Origin of the sequence: Kitasatospora sp. NPDC057542 (assembly GCF_042801945.1) — a bacterium.
GTDB lineage: Bacteria > Actinomycetota > Actinomycetes > Streptomycetales > Streptomycetaceae > Kitasatospora.
Map to the genome: position 1 here is coordinate 1 of NZ_JBHVFE010000124.1, position 20,483 is coordinate 20,483.

Here is a 20,483-nt window from a genome sequence, read left to right on the forward strand (position 1 = left end):
GCGGGGCGGTCGCGGTGCCGAAGCGCCGGATCAGGCGGCCGACTTGGCGGCCACCGGCTGGGCGGGCTTGGCCTTGCCGCCGCCGAAGAGGTTGAAGAACACGGCCAGCGTGGGCAGCAGGTAGAGCAGCCAGACCACCAGCTGGAGCACCGTCGGGTCCGGCTGGAAGTTGAACACGCCCTTCAGCAGGGTGCCGTACCAGCTGTCCTTGGGGATGGTGCTGGAGATGTCGAAGGCCACGCTGTGCAGGCCGGGCAGCCAGCCGGCCTCCTGGAGGTCGTGCACGCCGTACGCGAGCACCCCGGCCGCGACCACGACCAGCATCGCGCCGGTCCAGGTGAAGAACTTGGCCAGGTTGATCTTCAGTGCGCCGCGGTAGAACAGCCAGCCGAGCACCACCGAGGTGAGCAGGCCGAGCGCGGCGCCGACCAGCGGGTTCCAGCCGTCGCCGGTGGCCTGGACCGCGGTCCAGATGAACAGGGACGTCTCCAGGCCCTCACGGCCGACGGCCAGGAAGGAGGTGACCACCAGGGCCGCGGTGCCCATCGCGATCGCCGCGTCCAGCTTGCCGTGCAGCTCGGACTTCAGGTGCCGGGCGGTGCGCCGCATCCAGAACACCATCCAGGTCACCAGGCCGACCGAGATGATCGACAGCGAGCCGCCGAGCGCCTCCTGGGCCTCGAAGGTGAGCTGCGAGGAGCCGAACTGCAGCACCGCGCCGAAGGCCATGGAGAGCGCCACGGCCGAGCCGACGCCGATCCACACCGGCGGCAGCTTGTCCTTGCGGTCGGTCTTGACCAGGTAGGCGATCAGGATGCAGACGACCAGGCTGGCTTCGAGACCTTCGCGCAGGCCGATCAGGTAGTTGCCGAACACGCGGGCTCCTGGGGGTGTAGAGGTGGTACGAGGGGGTTGCGAGCGGGTCAGCCGAACAGGGCCTGGCCCCACCACTCCCCCGGCTTGCGCACGCCCGCCGGGCAGGCGAAGTGGGCGGAGCCGACGTGCTGGATGTACTCGTTGAGCTTGTCGCTCGCCGCGAGCTTCTGCTGGAGCGGGACGAAGGCCTTGCGGGTGTCGCGCTGGTAGGCGAGGAAGAACAGCCCCGCGTCCAGGCGGCCGAGGCCGTCGGTGCCGTCGGTGAAGGAGAAGCCTCGGCGCAGGATCATCAGGCCGCTGTTGGCGTCCGGGTGGGCGAGCGCGACGTGCGAGGTCGCGGGCATCGCCTTGAGGTCCGGCGCGTCGTGCTCCTTGCCCTTGCCGTACGGGGCGCCCTCGCCCTTGGTGCGGCCGAAGGTGTCCTCCTGGTCCTTGAGCGAGGCGCGGTCCCAGGTCTCGATGTGCATCCGGATCCGCCGGGCGACCAGGTAGGATCCGCCGGTCATCCACTCCGGGCCGTCGCCGGGGGCGGCCCAGACGTGGTCGGCCAGCTTGGCGGTGTCGGTGCCCGCGATGTTGTGGGTGCCGTCCTTGAACCCCATCAGGTTGCGAGGGGTCTGCTCGTCCGGGGTGGTCGAGGAGGTCTTGCCGAAACCGAGCTGCGACCAGCGGATGTTGACGGTGCCCATGCCGATCCGGGCCAGGTTGCGGATCGCGTGCACGGCGACCTGCGGGTCGTCGGCGCAGGCCTGGACGCAGAGGTCGCCGCCGCTGCGGGTCGGGTCGAGCTTGTCGCCCTTGAAGTTCGGCAGGTCGATCAGGGCCTCGGGGCGCTTGGCCTGGAGGCCGAAGCGGTCCACGCCGTCCTTCTCGAACAGGCTCGGGCCGAAGCCTATGGTCAGGGTGAGCCGGGAGGCGGGCAGGCCGAGGGCCTCGCCGGTGTCGTCCGGCGGCGCCTCCGGCGAACCGGGCACCGCGCCGGTGCCGACCTCGCGGCCGCCGGTCATCGCGGCGGCCGCCTTGGTCCACTCCTTGAGCAGCTTGACCAGGGACTCCCGGGTGGCCTTCTCGGAGACGTCGAAGGCGGCGAAGTGCAGCCGGTCCTGGACCGGGGTGGAGATGCCCGCCTGGTGCTCGCCGTAGAACGGCACCTCGGCACCGACCGGGGCGGCCACCGGGACGACGTCGTCCTGCCGGGTCGCCGCGGCGACCGAGCCGACGGCCGCGGCGCCGAGTGCGACGCCCGCACCGGCCCAGCCGATGACGGCGCGCCGGCTGACCGCGCCCCTGGTCTCGCCGGCGTCGGCGGCGGCCGGCGTCCCGTTCTGCTGCTCGTTCTCCGCGTCCATCTGCGGGCGGGCCCTTCTGCTGTGCTGGATTGTGCGCTGGCCCACGGAGGCCGTGGCGCCCGGATCGCGGGCCGCCACGGCGTCGGTGGGGGTGGTACTCCGGGTGTGCGTGGCCGGTTACTTGACGACCACGGCGGCGGCCAGCTTCGACAGCGGCTCGCTCAGCGAGTTGACCGCGTCGGAGAAGGTCTTGCGCTCGGCCTCGGTGACCTTGTCGTAGGAGGTGAAGGTGCCGTCGGCCTGCTTGTACTTGGCCAGCAGGGTGTTGATGGCGGCGAACTCGGAGTCCAGCGTCTTGGCCAGCTCCGCGTCCTTCTCGGAGGCGACCGGCTTCAGCAGCTCGTAGGCCTTCTGCGCGCCCTCGACGTTGGCCTGGAAGTCGGCCAGGTCGGTGTGGCTGTAGCGCTCCTCCTCACCGGTGATCTTGTTGGTGGCGACCTCGTCCAGCAGCTCCTTGGCGCCGTTGGCCATGCTGGTCCCGGTGATCTCGGCCTCGGGGATCTTCTTCTGCCAGTCCTTGAGGTCGGCGACCAGCTGGTCGGCGAGCTTCTTCTCGTCGTCGCCGATCTTCGCGTCGACCCAGAGCGACTTCTCCAGCTTGTGCCAGCCGGTCCACGCCTGGCCCGGCTCCAGCTTGTCCTCGCGGGTGTCGGTCTTCGGGTCGACGTCGCCGAAGCTCTCGGCGACCGGCTCGGTGCGCTCCCAGCCGGTGCGCGAGGGCGCGTACAGCGACTTGGCCTTCTCCAGGTCGTCCGCCTTGATCGCGGCGGCGAAGGCCTCGACGGCCGGGATGGTGGCGTCGGCCTGCTCCTGGGCGTACGTGCGGTAGGCGTCGACGGCGGCGGCCAGGCGCGGGTCGGCCGGCGCGGCGCTGCCGCCCTCGCCGGTGACGGTGATCTTCTGGCGGATGCCGTTGCCGACCATGCCCGGCTTGCAGGCGATCTCGTACGAGCCGGCCTTGATCTCGGCGTTGATGCTGGTCTTGGTGCCGGGGCCGATGTTCTCACGCTCGGTGATGATCTTGTCACCGTCGCCGTAGACGTAGACCTCGGTGGTCTTGGAGCCCTTGTTGCTGATGTCCAGCACGACGTGGCCGGCCGGGAAGCTGGTCTTGGAGACCTCGCAGGCGCTGTCGGTCGCGTTCACCTTGACCGCGTCGGCGGAGGCCGCCTTGTCGTCCTTCTTGGACGCGCAGCCGGCCAGGGTTGCGGTCGCCACGGCGAGGGTGAGCAGCGCGGCTGCGGTGGAACGGCGGCGGGCGGACATGCGGGCTCCAACGGAAAAGGGCATGGGTGTGCCGAGGCAGTGTGGCCGGCTGGGGACCAGCAGACCATCATTAGCTAAGGCATACCTTACGTAAAGAAGGTTTTCCGTCTACACCCACCCCCTGAACCGTTACCTTCCCGGTGTGCGGCGGGCGGCGGCCCGGGCCGTCCAGCGGCCCTCGTGACGGCTGATCCGGATCGGGTGGCCGAAGGTCTCGCTGATCAGCTCCGTGGTCATCACCTCGCCCACCGGCCCGGCCGCGACGCACTCGCCCCCGCGCAGCAGCAGGGCGTGGGTGGTGCTCTCCGGCAGCTCCTCCAGGTGGTGGGTGACCAGCACGCTGGCCAGCTCCGGGTACTGGTGGCGCAGCAGGTCCAGGCTGTCCAGCAGCAGTTCCCGGGCGGTCAGGTCGAGCCCGGTGGCCGGCTCGTCGAGCAGCAGCAGCCGGGGGCTGGGCATCAGCGCGCGGGCGATCAGCGCCCGGCCGCGCTCGCCCTGGGACAGCGTGGTCCATGCGGCCTCGGCCATCGCCCGCATGCCGAGCGTCTCGATCAGCTGCTCGGCCCGCTCCAGCGCCTCCGGGGCCGGCTTGCGGTGGAACTCCGGCTCGATGGTGTTGGTGTGCCCGGTGAGCACCACCTCGCGCACGGTCAGCGGCGAACGCAGCGGGTGGCGCGGGTTGACGTGCCCGAGGTGGGCGCGCAGCTCGCGGATGTCCACCCGGCCGAGCCGGCGGCCGAGCACGTCCACCTCGCCGCGGGTGGGGTGGGAGACCGCACCGAGCAGCGCGAGCAGGGTGGACTTGCCCGCGCCGTTCGGGCCGAGCAGCGCCCAGTGCTCTCCGGGCCGGATCTCCAGGGTGATCCCGCGCAGCAGGTGGCGGCCGTCGCGCACGACGTCCACGTCCCGGGTGCGCAGCAGCGGCCCGGCGAGGTCGGGGGCGGACGAGTTCATGGCAGCGGGACTCCGATCGCGGCGCCGGGCAGGGTGCGGACGGGGCGCCGCACCGGACGGGCCGGCGCCGTCCGTCCGCGTGCAGAGTACAGCCGGCCTCCGGTGGCCGGCCGGGCCGTCCGAGGCGTGGACGCGCCAGAACCCTGTTGCCCGGCGGGAGTTGGGAGGAGGATCGTGCCTCCGAGGGGACGAGGGGGGACGAGGATGACCGAGGAGCGGGCCGGCACCCTGCACGGGCTGGTCGAGCGGCAGGCTCACCGGGCGCCGGGGGCGGCGGCCGTGCGCTGCGGCGACCACGAGCTGAGCTACCGGGAGCTGGACGCGCGGGCCACGCGGCTGGCCGCCGTGCTGGCGGAGCGGGGCCTGGCCCCTGGCGGCCGGGCGGCGGTCGCGCTGGGCCGGGGCACCGAGGTGTACGTGGCGTTGCTGGCCGTGCTGAAGTCGGGCGCGGCGTTCGTTCCGCTGGAGCCCACCGCGCCGGACCCGCTGCTGCGGCACGTGCTGGCGGACGCCGCGCCGGACATGGTGGTGACCGAGGAGCGCCACCGGGTGCGGCTGGCGGACGCCGGCGGGGCGCGGCTGGTCTGCGTCGACACGGCCGACCCCGCGAAGACACCGTTCGAGCCGCCCGAGGTCTCCACCACCGACCTCGCCTGTGTCTTCTACACCTCCGGCTCCACCGGCCTGCCCACCGGCGCGCTGATCGAGCACCGCAACCTGCTGGCCGCGTACGAGGGCTGGCGCGAGGTGTACGGGCTCACCGCCGAGGACCGGATCCTGCAGACCGCGAGCCTGGAGTTCGACGTCTTCACTGCCGACTGGGTCCGGGCCCTCGGCACCGGCGCCACCCTGGTCGTCACCCCGTTCAACCTCACCCTGGACCGCACCGCCGACCTCGGCGCGCTGCCCGCCCTGGTCGCGGCCGAGCGGATCACCGTCCTGGAACTGAACGTCCGCACCGCGCGCCGGCTGACCACGCTCCTGGCACGGACCGGCAGCGGGCTGCCCGGGGTGCGGCTGCTCACCGTCGGCGCCGAGAAGTGGTACCTGGACGAGCAGTCGGGCCTGCAGCGGCTGCTCGGCGAGCGGACCAGGGTGCTGAACGTCTACGGCCTGGCCGAGGCCACCGTGGACAGCACCTGGTTCGACGCCCGGGGCGCGGCCGCCGCCGACGGCGCCGAACGGGTCTCGCTGGTCGGCCGGCCCTTCCCCGGCACCCGGGTGTACGTGCTGGGGCCTGACAGCACGCCGCTGCAACACGGGCGGCTCGGCGAGATCGCGATCGGCGGCGCCGGGCTGGCCCGCGGCTACCTGAACCGGCCCGAGGAGACCGCGCGCCGCTTCGTCCCGGCGGACTTCGACCCGGACGGGCGGGTGCTGCTGACCGGCGACCTCGGGAGGCTGCGGGCGGACGGCGTACTGGAGTTCACGGCCCGGGCGGCGAGCGTGGTCGGCCCGCTCGGCGCGGAGCGGGCGACCACGGCGCTGGCGCGGGTGCGGGCCGCTGCGCTGGCCGAGGGCGCGCTGCGCGGCCACCCGGCGGTCCGGGAGGCGGCGGTCGTCGAGGTGGAGCCGACGCCCGGGGAGCGGCTGCTGGTCGGCTACGCGGTGACCTCTCCGGACGCCGAGGGAGCGGACGGCTGGTCGCTCTCGCAGTACCTGAGGACGGAGCTCGAAGGCCGGGCGGTGCCCGCCGCCGTCGTCCCGGTGCCGGAGCTGCCGCGTACTCGGGCGGGCAAGCTGGACCGCGCGGCGCTGCCGCTGCCGGCCCCGCCGGAGCACACCGCCCCGCGCTCCGCCAAGGCGGGCGGCCGCAGCGGCGGCAAGGGCGGCGGCAAGGCCGGGGGCGGACGTTCCGGGGACTCGCGCTTCGTGAACGGCTGTGCGGCGGTCTTCTGCGTCCTGGTGTTCGCCGGGGGAGCCTGGGCTACGACCGATGTGCTCTTCCCCGGCTCGACCGACGTCACCGGCGTCCCCGCCCCGTACAACGCCCTGTTCCGGCTGCTCTACCTGTGCGAGAACCTCGCCTTCGGCGCCGGGATCGTCTACCTCACCAGCGGCTTCGAGGCCGTCCTGCGGCTGGGCAGGCCGCGCCGGCTCTCACTGCCGGCCCATCTGTCGATCACCTGGCTGCTGGTCAACTGGTGGCCGCAGGACAACCTCTACCGGCTCACCAAGGCCACCGACTGGCCGCGCGAGGCTGCGCTGGTGTTCGCGTTCAACGTCCCGCTGATGCTCGCGGCGCTGGTGCTGGTCCGCTTCGTGCTCTGGCGTCCGCCGGCCGGAAAGGGGTGACGGCCGCTCACCGGAGCGCTTCGAACATCCCGGCCAGCCCGTGGTTCGCGGCGGCGACCAGCGCCTCGGCCGCGTCCAGCGCCTCGGCGTCCGGCCCGGCCAGGGCCAGGCCGACGGTGGGCTCCGGCTCGTGGCAGGCCGTCGGGATCAGTGGCAGCAGGGTGACGCCGAGCCGGGCGCAGCGCGGCCGCAGCCGTTCCAGGTGGTCGTGCAGCGCCGCCGGGGCGAGCCGGGCACCGAGCGGCATCCCGTCCAGGGTGCGCACCAGGTGGCCCTGGCCGCGTACCTGGTCGAGGCGGGCGGCGAGGACGAAGGCGACGGCCGGGCCGGTGAGCCGCAGGTTGATCTCGGTGGGGGCGAGCCGGCGCTCCCGGTCGGTGACGAAGTCGACGTCGTACCAGCCGCGGTAGCCCTCGGCGGCGAGCCGCTCCCCCACCGCGAGGGCGAACCGGCAGGCGGTGGCGGCGGCCTCCTGCGGCACCGTGCCGGGGCCGACGGTGACGCCCTGGTAGCGGGTGCCGGCCACGTCCATGGCACCCGCGCCGACCGGGTGGACGGTGCCGTCCGAGCCGACCAGGGCGTCGTAGGTGAGATCGCGAAGCCGGGCGCCCGGGCCCGGGTCCACGTGCTCCTCCAGCAGCAACACGCCTTCACCTGGCAGGACTTCCGCGCGCACCAGGCGGCGCAGCAGCGCCCCACCGCCGCCCGCTGCGAACAGCTCGGCAGGCTCCACCACGACGGTGCCGTAACCGCCGACGCCGTACGGGCTCTTCAGCACCGTGGTCAGCCCCCGGGCGGCGCGGGCGGTCAGCCGACGGGCCGCCCGGCGCCGGCTGCCGGGGCGCTCCTGGTGTGTCGGGCGGATGCCGGGGTGCTCGGGGGCGAGGTCGGTGAACAGGTCGTGCGCGGCGGCCTTGGACTCGTAGCGGCGCACGGCGGTGAGCTCCGGCCCTTCGCCCTGCGCGGCCGTCCGGCCCCAGCCCACCACCGGTCGCCCGGAGTCCGCGATCCGTGCCGCCAGGGCGGGGCGGTCGGCGAGGGCCTCGGCCACCGTCCGGTCCGGCGCCACACCGCTGTGCACCTCGACCGGGCCCCACTCCAGCTCCCGGGCCAGCCAGTCGGTCCACTCCGGCGCGACCTCGGCGGGCAGCACCAGCAGCGCCGGTTCGGGGCTGTAGCAGGCGGCCAGGCAGGCGTAGTGGTGTGCGTGCCGCAGCCGCCGCAGGTGCTGCGCCGCGTCCATGCCGGGGGCGAAGAACTGCGCGTTGAAGTCCGCCACGTCGCCCACGTGGACCGCCGCCCGGCCGCCGGTCCAGGCCCCCACCCATCCGTCCATGGGTCGGGAGCCTAGAGCCTGCCTCAGAGTGCCAACAGCCCCGCAGCGGTGGGACGCAGGCCGCAGGCGTCGAGGTAGAAGGGGCGCAGGTGCGGCTCGAAGTCCACGTGCAGCCAGGCACAGCCGGCCGCGCGGGCGCCGTCGGCGGCCTCGGCGACCAGGCGGGTGGCGATGCCCTGCCGCTGGGCGTCCGGGGCGACCACGGTGTCGAGCAGGAAGGCGTGGGCGCCGCCGTCCCAGGCCAGGTTGACGAAGCCGACCAGGGCGCCGTCGGCCGTGCGGCGGGCGGTCACCCAGCCGAGGCTGTGCCGCTCCAGCCGAGCGAGCCACTCGCCGACGAGGTCGCCCGCGGGGTGGCCGAAGCCCTCGGCGTGCAGGGCGTCGAGTTCGGGGTCGGCGAGCGGGCCGCGCCACTGGTAGTCGATCGTCACGACCGCACTGTAGAGCCCCTGTTAACTTTCGATCATTTTTGATGACCCAAGGACACGACTTGGCAAAGTTATGACCTTTCCTCTAGCTGAACCTGACTGACCGCCGTCAATCTCTGTCGCAGCTCCTTTCCCTGCACAGCTACCCCCACTGGAGTCAGAGTGACCCCCACGCCCCTCTCCCGCCGTGCCCGCGTGGCCGGAGCCGTCGCGATCGTCGCTGCCCTCGCCGGCGCCACCGTTCCGGCCGCCACGGCCTCCGCCGCCACCGGCACGCGCGAGGCCGCGATATCCCAGGCCCGCGCCAACGTCGCCCGCAACGCGGGGGTGTTCGGCTTCGGCGCCGGTCAGGACCTCGTGCTCAAGGACGTCGTGCTGGACGCCGACGGCGCCTCGCACGTCCGCTTCGACCGCACCTTCCAGGGCCTGCCGGTGGTCGGCGGCGACCTGGTCGTCCACCAGGACGCCAAGGGCAAGCTCAAGGACTCCTCCCGCGCGGCCGCCCACGACGCCGCCGTGAGGTCGACCGTCCCGAAGGTGACCGCGCAGTCCGGCGCGGCCGGCGCGCTGGCCGCCGCCCCGGGCGTCAAGGACGCCGTCAGCACCCCCGAGCTGGTCGTCTGGGCCGCCGACGGCACGCCCCGGCTGGCCTGGCGCACCACCGTCGAGGGCACCGGCGAGCACGGCCAGCCCGCGGGCAAGGTGGTCGTCACCGACGCCACCACCGGCGAGCAGATCGAGTCCTACGACGCCGAGCACCAGGCGTCCGGCACCGGGAACTCCGAGTACACCGGCACGGTCACCATCGACACCACCGCCAAGACCGGCGGCGGCTACACCCTGACCGACCCGGTCCGCGGCCACGTCACCAAGGACGCCAACAACCTCTCCGCGAGCTCGCTCAAGGCCTCCTCCGGCACCCCGTTCAACAGCACCACCAACGTCTGGGGCGACGGGAAGAAGTTCTCCTCCGACCGTTCCACCGCCGCCGTCGACGCCCACGCCAACACCGCCTGGACGTACGACTACTACAAGAACGTCCACGGCCGCAGCGGCATCAAGAACGACGGCAAGGGCGCCACCGTCTTCGTCCACGTCGGCACGAACTGGGACAACGCCCAGTGGTCCGACACCTGCTTCTGCATGATGACCGGCGACGGCGACGGCACCACCGACCCGGAGCAGGTGGACCTCGACACCATGGGCCACGAGATGACCCACGGCGTCACCAGCGCCACCGCCAACCTGCGCTACAGCGGCGAGTCCGGCGGCCTCAACGAGTCCACCAGCGACATCTTCGGCACCATGGTCGAGTTCTACGCCAACAACAGCGTCGACACCGGCGACTACCTGTTCAGCGACCAGTCCACCCCGCCGTGGCTGCGCCGCTTCGACAAGCCCTCGTTGGACGGCCGCTCGGCCGACTGCTGGAGCAGCAGCGTCGGCAAGCTCGACGTGCACAACTCCTCGGGCGTCGGCAACCACTGGTTCTACCTGGCCAGCGAGGGCAGCGGCAGCAAGACCCTCAACGGCGTCACCTACAACAGCGCGACCTGCAACGGCTCCACGGTGACCGGCATCGGCCGTGACAAGGTCGCCAAGATCTGGTACCGCGCGCTGACCGTCTACATGACCTCCACCACCAACTACAAGGGCGCCCGCGCCGCCTCGCTGAACGCGGCCCGCGACCTGTACGGCGCCGGCAGCACCGAGTACAACGCGGTCGCGGCGGCCTGGAGCGGGGTCAACGTCAGCTGACGCCCGTCCGTCAGTGGTCGAACCCGACGTGGCAGTGGTCGTGGTGGGTGTCGTCGGTGAAGAACCGGTTGCCGACGCCCGGGAGCGCCACCGGACCGCCCACGTTGTACGAACCGGCGGCTGCCGCGTCCCGCATGAAGGACTCGATCAACTGCCGGGGCGTGCCCGGGTCGACCACGGCCAGGCCGTCGATGCGCCAGACGTCGAAGGCCCGGCCCAGCGGATGGTCGCTGGGCCGGGTCGTCCCGAAGACGTCCAGCGGGTGGCCGGTCCGCACCACGCTCACCGACAGCGTGTACGGGCCGGCCAGCCGCAGCATCGCCTCCAGCACGCTGTCGTGCACCGTGCCGCTGCGCAGGTCGGCGGCGGCCTCGGGCGGCAGCTCGATCCGGGGCTCGGCCAGCACCCGGGCCACCGCGGACGGCGGCGAGGCGGCGGCCGGGCCGGCGTCCCCCGGATGCAGCTCGGTGACGGCCCAGCGTGGTTCGGCCCGGCTGAGCCGGACGTCCACCGTGGTGCCGCCCTCGGCCACCGAACCGTCCGGGCCCCGCGTCCACTGACGGCAGACCACCAGCACGCTCGCCGAGTCGGCGAGGATGCCGCCGTACTGGGCGACGATCACCTCCAGGCTCGCCTCGGCCGCCGCCGGGGCCAGCGGGCCCGCCCGGTCCGCCAGCGCGGGCGGCAGGCCGAGCGCCGCCACCCGGGCCCGGGCCGCCTCCGCGCCCTGTCCGCCGGGCGGCCAGGCGCCGAGCGCGGCGACCAGCTCGACGGCACGGCGTTTGACGTCGGGCTGGATCTCGCCGGGGCCGGGCTGCCAGAGGGGCGGGTGGGGCAGCGGGGTGGGCGTCGGTGTGGGTGCCGGTGTGGGCGTCCCGGTGGCAGTTGCGGCCGGGCTCGTGCCCGTCACCTGCGAACCGCCCCCGCCCGTACAGCCCGCCGCGCCCAGCACCAGCGCCGCCGCACCCGCCCGCAGCAGCCCGCGTCGGTCCGGGCCCCGGCCACCGTCTCCACGCGTCATGCCGTCAGTATGCGGCTCGGGCATCCCGAGCGCCGGAGGCGTCAACCCAGTCGGCGGATCGGCTCGCCCGCCAGGAAGGCCGCGATGTCCTCCACCGCCTCCCCGTAGTAGCGCCGGTAGTTGTCCTGCGACACGTACCCCAGGTGCGGGGTGGCCAGCAGCCGGGGCGCGGTGCGCATCGGGTGGTCGGCGGGCAGCGGCTCGATGTCGAAGACGTCCACCGCTGCGCCCGCGATCCGGCCCCCGGTGAGCGCGGCGAGCAGCGCACCCTGGTCGACGATCGCCGCCCGGGAGGTGTTGACCAGGTAGGCCCCGGGCTTCATCAACGCCAGCTCGGCGGCACCGATCAGCCGCCGGGTGCCCGCGTTGAGCGCGAGGTGGATCGAGACGAAGTCGCTCTCGCGGAGCAGCTCCTCCTTGGTGGCCGCGCGCCGCACGCCCGCCCCGGCGGCCCGCTCGTCGGTCAGGCTCCGGCTCCAGGCGACCACGTCCATGCCGAAGGCCAGACCGACCTCGGCCACCCGGCCGCCGATCCGGCCGAGGCCGAGCAGCCCCAGCGTCCGGCCGTGCAGGTCGGCGCCGACGGTGCTCTGCCAGGGGCCGCCCTCGCGCAGCGCGGTGCTCTCCTGGACGATGCCGCGGGCCAGGCCGAGCAGCAGCGCCCAGGTCAGCTCGACCGGCGGGGTGCCGGAGCTGGCGGTGCCACAGACCGTCACCCCGTGCGCCTCGGCGGCCGCGAGGTCGATCGCCGCGTTGCGCATCCCGGAGGCGATCAGCAGCCTGAGCCGCGGCAGCCGGGCGAACAGCGAGGCCGGGAAGGGCACCCGCTCGCGCAGGGTGACCACGATGTCGAACTCGGCGAGGACGGCGGCGAGTTCCTCCTCCGAGCCGAAGTGCTCGCGGAAGGCCGTCACCGCGACCCGGTCGGCCACCGGGGACCAGTCGGCGCTGCTGGTGGCGACGCCCTGGAAGTCGTCCAGGACGGCGCAGCGAAGGATCGGAAGCGTCATGCCCGCAGCTTCCCAGACCGCCCCCGCCACCCGGCGCGGCGGGTCCCATCGGCGGCCGCCGGTCTGTCGGACCGGCCCGCGGAGGGGGAGCGGGCTCCCGGCCGCCGACCGGCTACGGCAGGTCCGGGGGCCGCAGGCCGTAGCCCTCCTCGGTCCGTACGATCCAGGTGGGCTCGCCGAGCTTCGCCCTCAGCACCGTCATCGGGTACCTCAGCTCATGGGGGTGGCACGGTGCGTTGTAGACCTTCCACATGATCGAGTACGGCTCGTGCACACCCTCGCCCAGCTCGACCAGGCCGCGCAGCAGCTTGACGTCGGCACGGTTGAGCCGCACCTCACGGCCGTCCACGGTGACCACCCGGGTGTCCGGGTCGATGACCAGGCGTCCGTCGAAGGCGGTCAGCGAGCCCCGCGGTTCGGGGACCAGGCCGCAGTGGTTCCGGATCCGGTCCGCCACGGCCTGGTCGTCCACCGGCTGAGCGCCTGCCGCGTTCTCCATCTCCACACCGGGCAGCCTAGGCGCCGACGCCCGAGGCCGACCAGGCCGCGTTCCAACCGGCCAGCTCGGCCGGGCGGTTGGTGACGATCCCGTCGACGCCCGCCGCCGTGAGGGCCTTCCAGCGGGCGGGCTGGTCGACCGTCCAGACGTTGACGGCCACGCCGGCGGCGTGCAGCTCCCCGACCACGCCGGGACGGGCGGAGAGCGCGTCGTCCGAGGGGTTGTAGGCGGCCAGGCCGAGGTCGCGGGCGGTGGCGACCGGGTCGGTGTCCAGGGTGGCGCGCAGGAGCCCGAGCGGCACTTCGGGCGCCAGCGCACGGGTGTGGCGCAGGGCGTCCACCTCGAAGCTCTGGACGAGGACCCGGTCGGCCATGCCGTGGTCGCGCACCTCCCGGACGATCCGGGCGACCTCGTCGCGGGTGTGCGGCCCCTTGATCTCCAGCAACAGCCTGCCGCCGCGGGTGCGCAGGTCCTCCAGCTGGGCGGCGAGGGTCGGCAGGCGGGTGCCCGCGTAAGCCGGGGCGAACCAGGAGCCGGCGTCCAGCGCGTCCAGCTGCCCTGCGGTCAGGTCGCGGATCCGGCCGGTGCCGTCGGTGGTGCGGTCCACGGTGTCGTCGTGCAGCACGTACGGGATGCCGTCCTTGCTGGGCTGGACGTCGTTCTCGATCCACTCGGCGCCGGCCCGGCGAGCCACCTCGTCCGACACCAGGGTGTTCTCGGGCGCGGCGGAGGCGGCGCCGCGGTGCCCGTACACGGTCGGCGGCGCACCGGCCGGGCGGAGCCGGGCCCCGGAGGTCGGGGCGGCCGGCTGTACGGGTGCCCCGGTGAGCGCGACGGCGCCGAAGGCGGCCCCGAGCAGTGCGGCGACGAGGACGGTCCGATGGCGGCGGTGGTGCCGGGGGTGCCGATTGGGTGTCATGTCCCGCACGGTACGGGCGGCCGGCGCATCCGGCCCGATGACACCGGTGCGCCCGGCTGACATTGCGGTAGTCGGGGGAACGCGTGCTCACCCCTCCCCCAGCGGCGCCAGCAACGCCTCCGCCGACGCCGTCCTCGCGTACAGCACCGACCGCCCGGCCCGGTGGGCGCTGACCAGACGGGCGTCCCGCAGTGCCGTCAGGTACTGGGAGACCGCCGAGGACGAGAGCCCGGTGCGCCGGGCGAGCTCGGTCGTGGACGCCGGGGCCGCCAGCTCCGCCAGCAGCCGGGTGCGGGACCGGCCGAGGACGGCGGACAGGGCCTCGGTGCCGGCCGCCGGGGCTGCCGCCCAGAGGGTGCCGATGCCGCGCGCCGGGTAGGCGAGCTGCGGCGGATCCGGCGGAACGAGGCGGGAGTAGAGCGCCGGGCCGGTGAAGACGGACGGGATCAGCAGCAGCCCCGCTCCGGTCGTCCGGCCCGGCAGCGGGCTGGTGCGGTGGCACAGCCGCAGGGTGCCCTCCGTCCAACGGAGTTCGGCGTGCAGGTCGTTCAGGACCCGCGCCGCCCCGTGCTCGGCCGCCTGGCGGGCGCGGTGCAGCACGTCCGCGTCCAGAACGGCGCGGATCCGCGCCCAGTACGGGGCGAGTGCGAGCTCCCAGTACGCCTCGACCGCCTCGGTGAGCCGAACGAGCCCGCCCACCGGATCCCCGTACAGGGCGCGCAGCCGGGGGCCGAGCCCGTCGCCGTCCCGCAGCCGGTCGAGGTCGCGGCGGACCCGCTCGGCCGGGGTGGCCCGGATCGCCGCCAGCTCCTGCGCCAGCGTGGGGGCCGGCCCGTCCGGGGCCGGGTTGATGAAGTCGGGCACGTAGCCGGTGGGCGGGACGAGTTCCGCGAGCAGCCCGTACGCCGGGCCGAGCGCCGCGAGCCGGGGCCGCACCTGCTCCGCCCACGGCTGGTGGACGGCGTGCGGGAGGCCCGAGCGCAGCAGGCGCAGGCTCGGGCCGACCTCCCACATCGGGGAGACCGCGAAGCGCATCCGTGCCAGGTCACCCGCCGTGAACAGCAGCTCGGCCGCCACGCCCCACCCCCCGTGGATTCAGACATGTTCGAATCATTGGCGGTCAGGCTAGTGCAGTGCCGATCATGATCGGCATGACTTCCGACAGCACCACAGCCACCGCCATCACCGCCGCCGCCTCCGGCACCTGGAAGCTCGGCGACCGCACCGTCCACCGGATCGGTTTCGGCACGATGCGCCTGCCGCAGACCGGCCCCGCGCTCGTCCCGCACGCCGTCCCGCGCGACCGCGAGCAGGCGCTGCGGGTGCTGCGCCGCGCGGTCGAGCTGGGCGTGAACCACATCGACACCGCGGCCTTCTACTTCTCCCCGCTGCGCTCCGCCAACGAGCTGATCAACCGGGCGCTCGCGCCCTACGCCGACGACCTGGTGATCGCCACCAAGGTCGGACCCGGCCGCGGCATCGACGGCGAGTGGGTCGAGCACGCCCGCACCCCCGAGCGGCTGCGCGCCCAGGTGGAGCAGAACCTGCGCCAGCTCGGCCGCGACCACCTCGACCTGGTGAACCTGCGCATCCTCGGCACCGACTCGGTCGCCGAACGCTTCGGCGCGCTGGCCGAGCTGCGCCAGGCCGGGCTGATCCGGCAGCTGGGCCTGTCCAACGTCCACCCGCACCAGCTCGCCGAGGCGCAGACCATCGCACCGGTGGTCTGCGTGCAGAACCCGTACGGCATCGGGGCCACCCCGGAACAGGACGAGCTGCTGCGGATCTGCGGGGAGCAGGACATCGCCTTCGTCCCCTTCTACGCGATCGCCGGTGCCGGACGGCAGGACGGCGCCGGCGCGGCCGAGCCCGCCCAGGTCCTGGCGGTGGCCGAGGCGCGCGGGGTGGGCACCGCGCAGGTGCGGCTGGCCTGGACCCTGCACCGCGGCCCGCACGTGCTGGCCATCCCGGGCACCGGCGACGTGGCGCACCTGGAGGACAACATCGCGGCCGGGGCACTGCGGCTGTCGGCGCAGGAGCTGGCGCTGCTGGACGAGGCCCACGCGGGCTGAGCCGGAACCGGGCGCGGCCCGCGGTGCGTCGCTCCGGGACGACGTGATCTCCGCCCACCGTTTCGTCGACCGGTGCGTCCACCGTTCGTCCACCGCGAGGAGTCCCTGGGCATGACCGATCGCGCCACCCGCTTCCTCTACCTGGCCCGCCACGGCGAGGCCGCGTCCGAGAGCAGCGGGCTCACCGCGGCCGGCCGCCGCCAGGCCGCCCTGCTGGGCCGTCGGCCGGCCGGCCGCCCGGTCTCGGTGCTGCACCACGGGCCGCTGCCCCGGGCCGCCGAGACCGCACGGCTGGTCGCGGAGCAGCTGACCGGCGTGCGGCCGGAGCCGTGCGAGGAGGCCGGGGACTTCGTGCCGTACGTGCCCCCGCGGGAGGAACTTCCCGGCGACAGCGCCGCGTTCGTGCTGGACCGCCTCTCGTCCACCACGGCGCAGGAGCGGGCCGACGGTGAGGTGCTGGCGCGGCGGGCCGTCGAGCGGTTCACCGGGCCGGTGCCGGGCGGCGAGGAGCGGCACGAACTGGTCGTCACCCACGCCTTCCTGATCGGCTGGCTGGTCCGGCACGCGCTGGACGCCCCCGCCTGGCGCCGGCTCGGCCTCAACGCCGCCAACGCGGCGCTGACCGTCCTGCGCTACACACCCGGCCGGCCGCCCGCCGTGCTGCTGCTGAAGGACCAGGGCCATCTGCCGGAGGAGCTGCGCTGGACCGGGTTCCCGCCCCAACTCCGCTGCTGACAAGGGATCGAGGGCCCGTCGACAGGAATATGCAGACCGGTCTACTATCGCCGCATGGGAGTCAAGGGCGAGGAGACCCGGGCCCGGCTGATCGCCGGCACCAGGGAACTGATCGAGGCGCAGGGCTACTTCGGGACGGGCCTGAACCGGATCGTGGCCGCCACCGGCGCCCCGCGCGGCTCGCTCTACTTCCACTTCCCCGGCGGCAAGGACCAGTTGGTGGCCGCCGCCCTCACCCAGGCCGGCCAGGAGGTCGAGGCGCTGCTCGCCGGCCTGGCCGCCGAGGGAGCCGGCACCACCGCCCTCGCCGAGCGCCTGATCGAGGCCTTCGCCGACCGTCTGGAGCAATCCCGCTACACCAGCGGCTGCCCGATCGCCACCGTCGCCCTGGAGGTGGCCGGCACCAACGAGACCCTGCGGACGGTCTGCGCCGAGCTGTACGCCGGCTGGCAGCAGGTCCTGGCCGGCCGCCTGGAGGGCGAGGGCTTCGGCCCGGCGGAGGCCGAGGTCGCCGCCGGGCAGGTGCTCGCCCTGCTGGAGGGTGCCGTCCTGCTCGCCTCCGTCCGGCGCAGCCGCGAACCGCTGGACCACGCCCGGCACGCCGTCCGGCAGTTGCTCGGCCGCGGATAGGCGGCGCACGGGCAGGGCGTTCCGCGCCTCCGCCTGCCCGAAAAATATGCAGACCGGTCTACTGATTCTGGATTCCTGGAGTTCACCATGGCCCCCGTCCCACCGCCCCGCATCCTCGTCCTCGGCGCCACCGGCTTCCTCGGCCGCTGGCTGGTCCTCGAACTCCTCACCCGCGGCGAGCCGGTGGCCGCCGCCGTCCGCGACACCGGCCGCGCGAACGCCCTGCGCCGGTGGCTGCACGACCACGGCACGGACGGCACCGCGCTGACCACCGTCACCGCCGACCTCACCCGCCCCGGACTCGGCCTCTCCCCCGAGGACGACGCCCGGCTCGCCGAGGTCCGCGACGTCCACAACCTCGCCGCCCGCTACGCCTTCGGCCTCACCCGCGCCCAGGCCGAACCCGCCAACGTCCACGGCGCCCTGCACACCCTGCACTGGTCCGCCACCCGGCCCCGGCTGCGCCGCCTGGTCCACCTCTCCGGCTACCGCGTCGGCCGCGACCCGCAGCCGCGGTACCCCCTCGACCCGTCCGCGACCGCCGCGCTCTACACCAGCCTCGGCGCGTACGAGGCCTCCAAGCACCTCGGCGACGCCGCCGTCCGGGTCACCGCACCCGGCCTCGGCGTCCCGCTCACCACCGTCAACCCCAGCAGCGTCATCGGCCACTCGCAGACCGGTGAGGCCGGCCAGTACCTGGGCCTGGCCCAGCTCGTCCACCAGCTCCACCGCGGCCGCCTCCCCCTGCTGCCCGGCACCCGGCGCACCTTCCTCCCCGTCGTCACCGTGGACCACCTGGCCCGCTTCCTCGCCGCCGTCCCCGAGCACGACCGCGCCCCGCTCACGGCCCACACCGTCCTCGACCCCGCCACCCCCTGCCTCCCCGACCTGATCACCCTCCTCGCCCACCACCTCGGCGTCCGCCCGCCCCGCGCCCGGATCCCCGTCGCCCTGGTCCGCCGCCTCCCCCGCGCCCTCACCGGCGCCGACCCGGAGACCCTCACCTTCCTCTCCGAGGACCGCTACGACACCAGCTCCGCCGACCGCCTCACCAGCACCGCCGGCCTCACCCACCCGCCCCTCACCCCGGCCCTGACCCGCTGGGCCACCCGCCTGGTCGAGGAGGGCTTCGGCACACCGTGACGGCAGCACGGAACGCCGGCCGCCAGGTCCGCCGCTCGCCGACGACCGGCAGTACGGCGGCGATGACGCGGGCCGGCACCACCACACACCGCGGGGCGCGGCACATCCACCGGCACCACGGGCATGATGTGACGTCACGTCAGTTACACGCCGGGCGAGGCCGGATGGCGTTCCGGTTCCACTTCGCCGGCGAGGATCTGGCGCGTACCAGGGTGGCGGGTGCGATGGCCTCGATGGTCGAGCTGAACGTGCAGTGCGCGTCCTGCAGGAACGCAACCACCAGGTACGGCTCGGGGCCTGGTAGCGGACGGCACGCGGGCCGTCCGCCCGCCCCTCCCGATCGAGACCGTCCGGCAGGGCCGCGGCTGAGCGGCTACGCCTCCCGCTCGAAGAGCAGCGCCGTCCAGTGCACCCCGTCGCGGCCGTGCAGGTCGGGGCGGACGGCGCGGTGGAGGAGCCGCAGGCCGCAGGCCTCGGCAAGGGTGATGGTGAGCTCGGGCGGGAGGTCGAACATCCGGCGGCCGGGTGGGACAGGACCGTGGCGGAGGGTGAGGGCGAGCCGGCCGGCGGGGGCCAGGAGGCGGGTGAGCGCGGCCATGGCGGGCGGGCGCTCGGCAGGGGCGAGGTGCATCCAGACGGCGGTGAGCAGGACGAGGTCGTAGCGTTCGCCCTCGGCGGCGAGCAGCGGCAGTCCGGGCAGCGCGTCGGCGATCCAGCGCACGCCCGAACCGGCGTGCAACCGTTCGCCGACAGCGCGGAGTTCGGGGGTCGGCTCGGCGGCGACCACCCGGTGGCCGAGAGCGGCGAGGGCGGCGGCGTCACGGCCGGTGCCGGCGCCGACGTCGAGGACGGACGCGGGTGGGGCCGGGTACAGGTGATGCAGCTCCCGGTGCACCTCGGCGAAGCTCACGCTCTCGTACTGCACGGCGAGTTGCTCCGCCGCCTCGCCGTACCCGGCGGTGCCGGCCGGCGCGTTCACTGCGCCTCCCGGACGGCCACCGCGTCGCCGGCCGCGGCCGCAGCCGCGAGGAAGACCCGCAGCTCGCGCAGGTCGTGGACGACGAGCGCCGAGGCACGCAGGAAGGCGGAGGCCGTCGCGACCTGCTCGGGGCGTAGCACCGGCATGGAGCCGCCCGGCAGCGCCCCGCCCGCGAGCCGGTCGTACCGGATGTCGCGGTCGCGGGGCACGAGTTCGCCGAATTCCTCCGGCGCGCAGGTGTCCACGGCCCGACCCGGCCGACGGCAGCAGAAGTGATCCACACTCACCCGCCCAGCGTAACGAAGCCGGCGCTCCGCACCAAGCCGATTCAGGCCGTACCGAGCCGGGGTTCAGGCCGTACCGAGCCGGTTCAGGCCTCGCCGGGGTGCCAGGCGGGCCATTCCCAGGGGCGGTCGGCCCAGTGGACCCGCTGGGGGTCGCGCGGGTCGAGGTCGGGGAAGAGCTGGTGGACACGGGGCTCGAACTCCTCCGGCGCGAGCGGCTCCCAGCCATGGCCCTCGAAGTGGACGAGGCGGTAGCGGCTGTCGGTCCGGAACTCGGCCACCTCGACCAGGGGCTTGGACGTGCTGTTGGTCTCCATGGCCCCAGCATGTGGCGCGGTGGCAATCAGCGCCCGTCCAAACCCCTCTTCCGGGTCATGTCCCGGCGTCGGCGCGCTCGTTGAGCACGGAAAGGTTCGAGGGGGGCCACTGGAAGGAGGAGCACATGACTGCGCAGCCCACCGGAGGGCCATGGCAGTGGCCGCAGAACGCCTGGCAGCCGCCGGTCCCGGCGAATCCGCCACCGCCGTGGTCCACCGCCACGGCGCCGAGGCGTCTGTCACGCAAGGCCTGGACGGCCACGATGGTCGGGACGGGAGCCGTGCTGGCCTCCGTCCTGGCGATGTGCGGGCCGGGGTCGGGTGACGAGGTCCGCGTGGCGGCGGTGCCGGACGCCACCCCCTCCGCCTCGGAGCCAGCAGCGCAGCCGCCTCCGGCCTCCCCGTCGCCGACCGCACCCGCGCCGTCCCCGCTGCCACCGCCCACCCCGGGGGTGGCGCTCCCGGCGGGGGCGAGCAGGCCGGGCGCGGCGGCGACCACGTCCGGTGCCGGGACCGGCCCGACGGCCGACGCCCAGCGCGCCTCGGCGAGCGCGCACCCCAAGCCGGGGCACAGCCCGCACGCCGGCGCACCGGCCCGCGGCCCGTCGGGCG

At 74.4% G+C, this 20,483-nt stretch carries 20 protein-coding genes and 1 pseudogene; 6 read left to right on the forward strand and 15 right to left on the reverse strand.

What is annotated here, in order from left to right; all coding sequences use genetic code 11:
• Window positions 1–30: 30 nt before the first annotated feature.
• The 4 genes from efeU to ACFU7Y_RS17835 all read right to left on the reverse strand — a co-directional run bounded on the left by efeU (window position 31) and on the right by ACFU7Y_RS17835 (window position 4,445).
• A complete protein-coding gene (gene efeU, locus ACFU7Y_RS17820) occupies window positions 31–876 on the reverse strand; it encodes an iron uptake transporter permease EfeU (RefSeq protein WP_224284056.1) in 846 nt (281 codons plus the stop codon).
• Window positions 877–923: 47 nt separating this feature from the next.
• The gene (efeB, locus tag ACFU7Y_RS17825; RefSeq protein ID WP_380768688.1) at window positions 924–2,225 is read right to left on the reverse strand and encodes an iron uptake transporter deferrochelatase/peroxidase subunit; all 1,302 of its coding nucleotides are present in this window, start codon (window positions 2,223–2,225) and stop codon (window positions 924–926) included.
• Window positions 2,226–2,342: 117 nt separating this feature from the next.
• Window positions 2,343–3,491, reverse strand: coding sequence for an iron uptake system protein EfeO (gene efeO / locus ACFU7Y_RS17830; protein ID WP_380768690.1), 1,149 nt, complete (start codon window positions 3,489–3,491; stop codon window positions 2,343–2,345).
• Window positions 3,492–3,620: 129 nt separating this feature from the next.
• Complete coding sequence (locus tag ACFU7Y_RS17835) at window positions 3,621–4,445, reverse strand: ABC transporter ATP-binding protein (protein WP_380768692.1); 825 nt, start codon at window positions 4,443–4,445, stop codon at window positions 3,621–3,623.
• Between the two features lie 204 nt (window positions 4,446–4,649).
• Between ACFU7Y_RS17835 and ACFU7Y_RS17840 the strand changes: the two genes are divergently transcribed.
• Window positions 4,650–6,740, forward strand: a complete 2,091-nt coding sequence (locus ACFU7Y_RS17840) for an AMP-binding protein (RefSeq protein WP_380768694.1) — start codon at window positions 4,650–4,652, stop codon at window positions 6,738–6,740.
• Window positions 6,741–6,747: 7 nt separating this feature from the next.
• Here ACFU7Y_RS17840 and ACFU7Y_RS17845 read toward each other — a convergent pair whose 3' ends face one another.
• The gene (locus tag ACFU7Y_RS17845) at window positions 6,748–8,076 is read right to left on the reverse strand and encodes a hypothetical protein (protein ID WP_380768695.1); all 1,329 of its coding nucleotides are present in this window, start codon (window positions 8,074–8,076) and stop codon (window positions 6,748–6,750) included.
• Window positions 8,077–8,099: 23 nt separating this feature from the next.
• Complete coding sequence (locus ACFU7Y_RS17850) at window positions 8,100–8,507, reverse strand: GNAT family N-acetyltransferase (RefSeq protein ID WP_224284450.1); 408 nt, start codon at window positions 8,505–8,507, stop codon at window positions 8,100–8,102.
• Between the two features lie 159 nt (window positions 8,508–8,666).
• Between ACFU7Y_RS17850 and ACFU7Y_RS17855 the strand changes: the two genes are divergently transcribed.
• Window positions 8,667–10,262, forward strand: a complete 1,596-nt coding sequence (locus tag ACFU7Y_RS17855) for a M4 family metallopeptidase (RefSeq protein WP_224284451.1) — start codon at window positions 8,667–8,669, stop codon at window positions 10,260–10,262.
• Window positions 10,263–10,272: 10 nt separating this feature from the next.
• Here ACFU7Y_RS17855 and ACFU7Y_RS17860 read toward each other — a convergent pair whose 3' ends face one another.
• The 5 genes from ACFU7Y_RS17860 to ACFU7Y_RS17880 all read right to left on the reverse strand — a co-directional run bounded on the left by ACFU7Y_RS17860 (window position 10,273) and on the right by ACFU7Y_RS17880 (window position 14,788).
• Window positions 10,273–11,283, reverse strand: coding sequence for a hypothetical protein (locus tag ACFU7Y_RS17860; protein ID WP_380768698.1), 1,011 nt, complete (start codon window positions 11,281–11,283; stop codon window positions 10,273–10,275).
• A gap of 41 nt (window positions 11,284–11,324) precedes the next feature.
• Entirely contained in the window at window positions 11,325–12,293 is a 969-nt protein-coding gene (locus ACFU7Y_RS17865; protein WP_380768699.1) for a D-2-hydroxyacid dehydrogenase family protein, read from the reverse strand.
• Window positions 12,294–12,405: 112 nt separating this feature from the next.
• Window positions 12,406–12,798, reverse strand: a complete 393-nt coding sequence (locus ACFU7Y_RS17870) for a hypothetical protein (RefSeq protein WP_380768701.1) — start codon at window positions 12,796–12,798, stop codon at window positions 12,406–12,408.
• Between the two features lie 10 nt (window positions 12,799–12,808).
• On the reverse strand, window positions 12,809–13,711 hold the full coding sequence (locus tag ACFU7Y_RS17875; RefSeq protein WP_380768703.1) for a glycerophosphodiester phosphodiesterase: 903 nt from the start codon (window positions 13,709–13,711) through the stop codon (window positions 12,809–12,811).
• An 87-nt stretch (window positions 13,712–13,798) separates the two neighbouring features.
• Window positions 13,799–14,788 (reverse strand): ArsR/SmtB family transcription factor, encoded by a 990-nt coding sequence (locus ACFU7Y_RS17880; RefSeq protein WP_380768705.1) that lies wholly within the window; start codon window positions 14,786–14,788, stop codon window positions 13,799–13,801.
• Window positions 14,789–14,862: 74 nt separating this feature from the next.
• Between ACFU7Y_RS17880 and ACFU7Y_RS17885 the strand changes: the two genes are divergently transcribed.
• The 4 genes from ACFU7Y_RS17885 to ACFU7Y_RS17900 all read left to right on the forward strand — a co-directional run bounded on the left by ACFU7Y_RS17885 (window position 14,863) and on the right by ACFU7Y_RS17900 (window position 18,291).
• Window positions 14,863–15,783 carry an aldo/keto reductase gene (locus ACFU7Y_RS17885; protein WP_224284341.1) on the forward strand — a complete coding sequence of 307 codons (921 nt, stop codon included), beginning with the start codon at window positions 14,863–14,865 and terminating at the stop codon, window positions 15,781–15,783.
• Window positions 15,784–15,894: 111 nt separating this feature from the next.
• A complete protein-coding gene (locus ACFU7Y_RS17890; RefSeq protein ID WP_380768707.1) occupies window positions 15,895–16,518 on the forward strand; it encodes a histidine phosphatase family protein in 624 nt (207 codons plus the stop codon).
• Window positions 16,519–16,572: 54 nt separating this feature from the next.
• On the forward strand, window positions 16,573–17,148 hold the full coding sequence (locus tag ACFU7Y_RS17895; RefSeq protein WP_224284568.1) for a TetR/AcrR family transcriptional regulator: 576 nt from the start codon (window positions 16,573–16,575) through the stop codon (window positions 17,146–17,148).
• Between the two features lie 87 nt (window positions 17,149–17,235).
• Window positions 17,236–18,291 (forward strand): SDR family oxidoreductase, encoded by a 1,056-nt coding sequence (locus tag ACFU7Y_RS17900; protein WP_224284567.1) that lies wholly within the window; start codon window positions 17,236–17,238, stop codon window positions 18,289–18,291.
• 373 nt (window positions 18,292–18,664) lie between these two features.
• Here ACFU7Y_RS17900 and ACFU7Y_RS17905 read toward each other — a convergent pair whose 3' ends face one another.
• The 4 genes and pseudogenes from ACFU7Y_RS17905 to ACFU7Y_RS17920 all read right to left on the reverse strand — a co-directional run.
• Window positions 18,665–19,270 carry a class I SAM-dependent methyltransferase gene (locus tag ACFU7Y_RS17905; RefSeq protein ID WP_380768709.1) on the reverse strand — a complete coding sequence of 202 codons (606 nt, stop codon included), beginning with the start codon at window positions 19,268–19,270 and terminating at the stop codon, window positions 18,665–18,667.
• On the reverse strand, window positions 19,267–19,557 hold the full coding sequence (locus ACFU7Y_RS17910) for a hypothetical protein (protein ID WP_224284565.1): 291 nt from the start codon (window positions 19,555–19,557) through the stop codon (window positions 19,267–19,269). The genes ACFU7Y_RS17905 and ACFU7Y_RS17910 overlap by 4 nt, the downstream gene beginning before the upstream one ends.
• Before the next feature lie 83 nt (window positions 19,558–19,640).
• A complete protein-coding gene (locus ACFU7Y_RS17915; protein ID WP_224284564.1) occupies window positions 19,641–19,871 on the reverse strand; it encodes a hypothetical protein in 231 nt (76 codons plus the stop codon).
• Between the two features lie 55 nt (window positions 19,872–19,926).
• Window positions 19,927–20,483 (reverse strand): annotated as a pseudogene (locus ACFU7Y_RS17920) (hypothetical protein); the annotation flags it as partial.

What these genes read in the sequence shown, in the direction of transcription:
- efeB (WP_380768688.1), bottom strand. Translation starts at nt 2,225, where the DNA reads ATGGACGCGGAGAACGAGCAGCAGAACGGGACGCCGGCCGCCGCCGAC.
- efeO (WP_380768690.1), bottom strand. Translation starts at nt 3,491, where the DNA reads ATGTCCGCCCGCCGCCGTTCCACCGCAGCCGCGCTGCTCACCCTCGCC.
- ACFU7Y_RS17835 (WP_380768692.1), bottom strand. Translation starts at nt 4,445, where the DNA reads ATGAACTCGTCCGCCCCCGACCTCGCCGGGCCGCTGCTGCGCACCCGG.
- ACFU7Y_RS17840 (WP_380768694.1), top strand. Translation starts at nt 4,650, where the DNA reads ATGACCGAGGAGCGGGCCGGCACCCTGCACGGGCTGGTCGAGCGGCAG.
- ACFU7Y_RS17845 (WP_380768695.1), bottom strand. Translation starts at nt 8,076, where the DNA reads ATGGACGGATGGGTGGGGGCCTGGACCGGCGGCCGGGCGGCGGTCCAC.
- ACFU7Y_RS17860 (WP_380768698.1), bottom strand. Translation starts at nt 11,283, where the DNA reads ATGACGCGTGGAGACGGTGGCCGGGGCCCGGACCGACGCGGGCTGCTG.
- ACFU7Y_RS17865 (WP_380768699.1), bottom strand. Translation starts at nt 12,293, where the DNA reads ATGACGCTTCCGATCCTTCGCTGCGCCGTCCTGGACGACTTCCAGGGC.
- ACFU7Y_RS17875 (WP_380768703.1), bottom strand. Translation starts at nt 13,711, where the DNA reads ATGACACCCAATCGGCACCCCCGGCACCACCGCCGCCATCGGACCGTC.
- ACFU7Y_RS17885 (WP_224284341.1), top strand. Translation starts at nt 14,863, where the DNA reads ATGACTTCCGACAGCACCACAGCCACCGCCATCACCGCCGCCGCCTCC.
- ACFU7Y_RS17890 (WP_380768707.1), top strand. Translation starts at nt 15,895, where the DNA reads ATGACCGATCGCGCCACCCGCTTCCTCTACCTGGCCCGCCACGGCGAG.
- ACFU7Y_RS17895 (WP_224284568.1), top strand. Translation starts at nt 16,573, where the DNA reads ATGGGAGTCAAGGGCGAGGAGACCCGGGCCCGGCTGATCGCCGGCACC.
- ACFU7Y_RS17900 (WP_224284567.1), top strand. Translation starts at nt 17,236, where the DNA reads ATGGCCCCCGTCCCACCGCCCCGCATCCTCGTCCTCGGCGCCACCGGC.
- ACFU7Y_RS17915 (WP_224284564.1), bottom strand. Translation starts at nt 19,871, where the DNA reads ATGGAGACCAACAGCACGTCCAAGCCCCTGGTCGAGGTGGCCGAGTTC.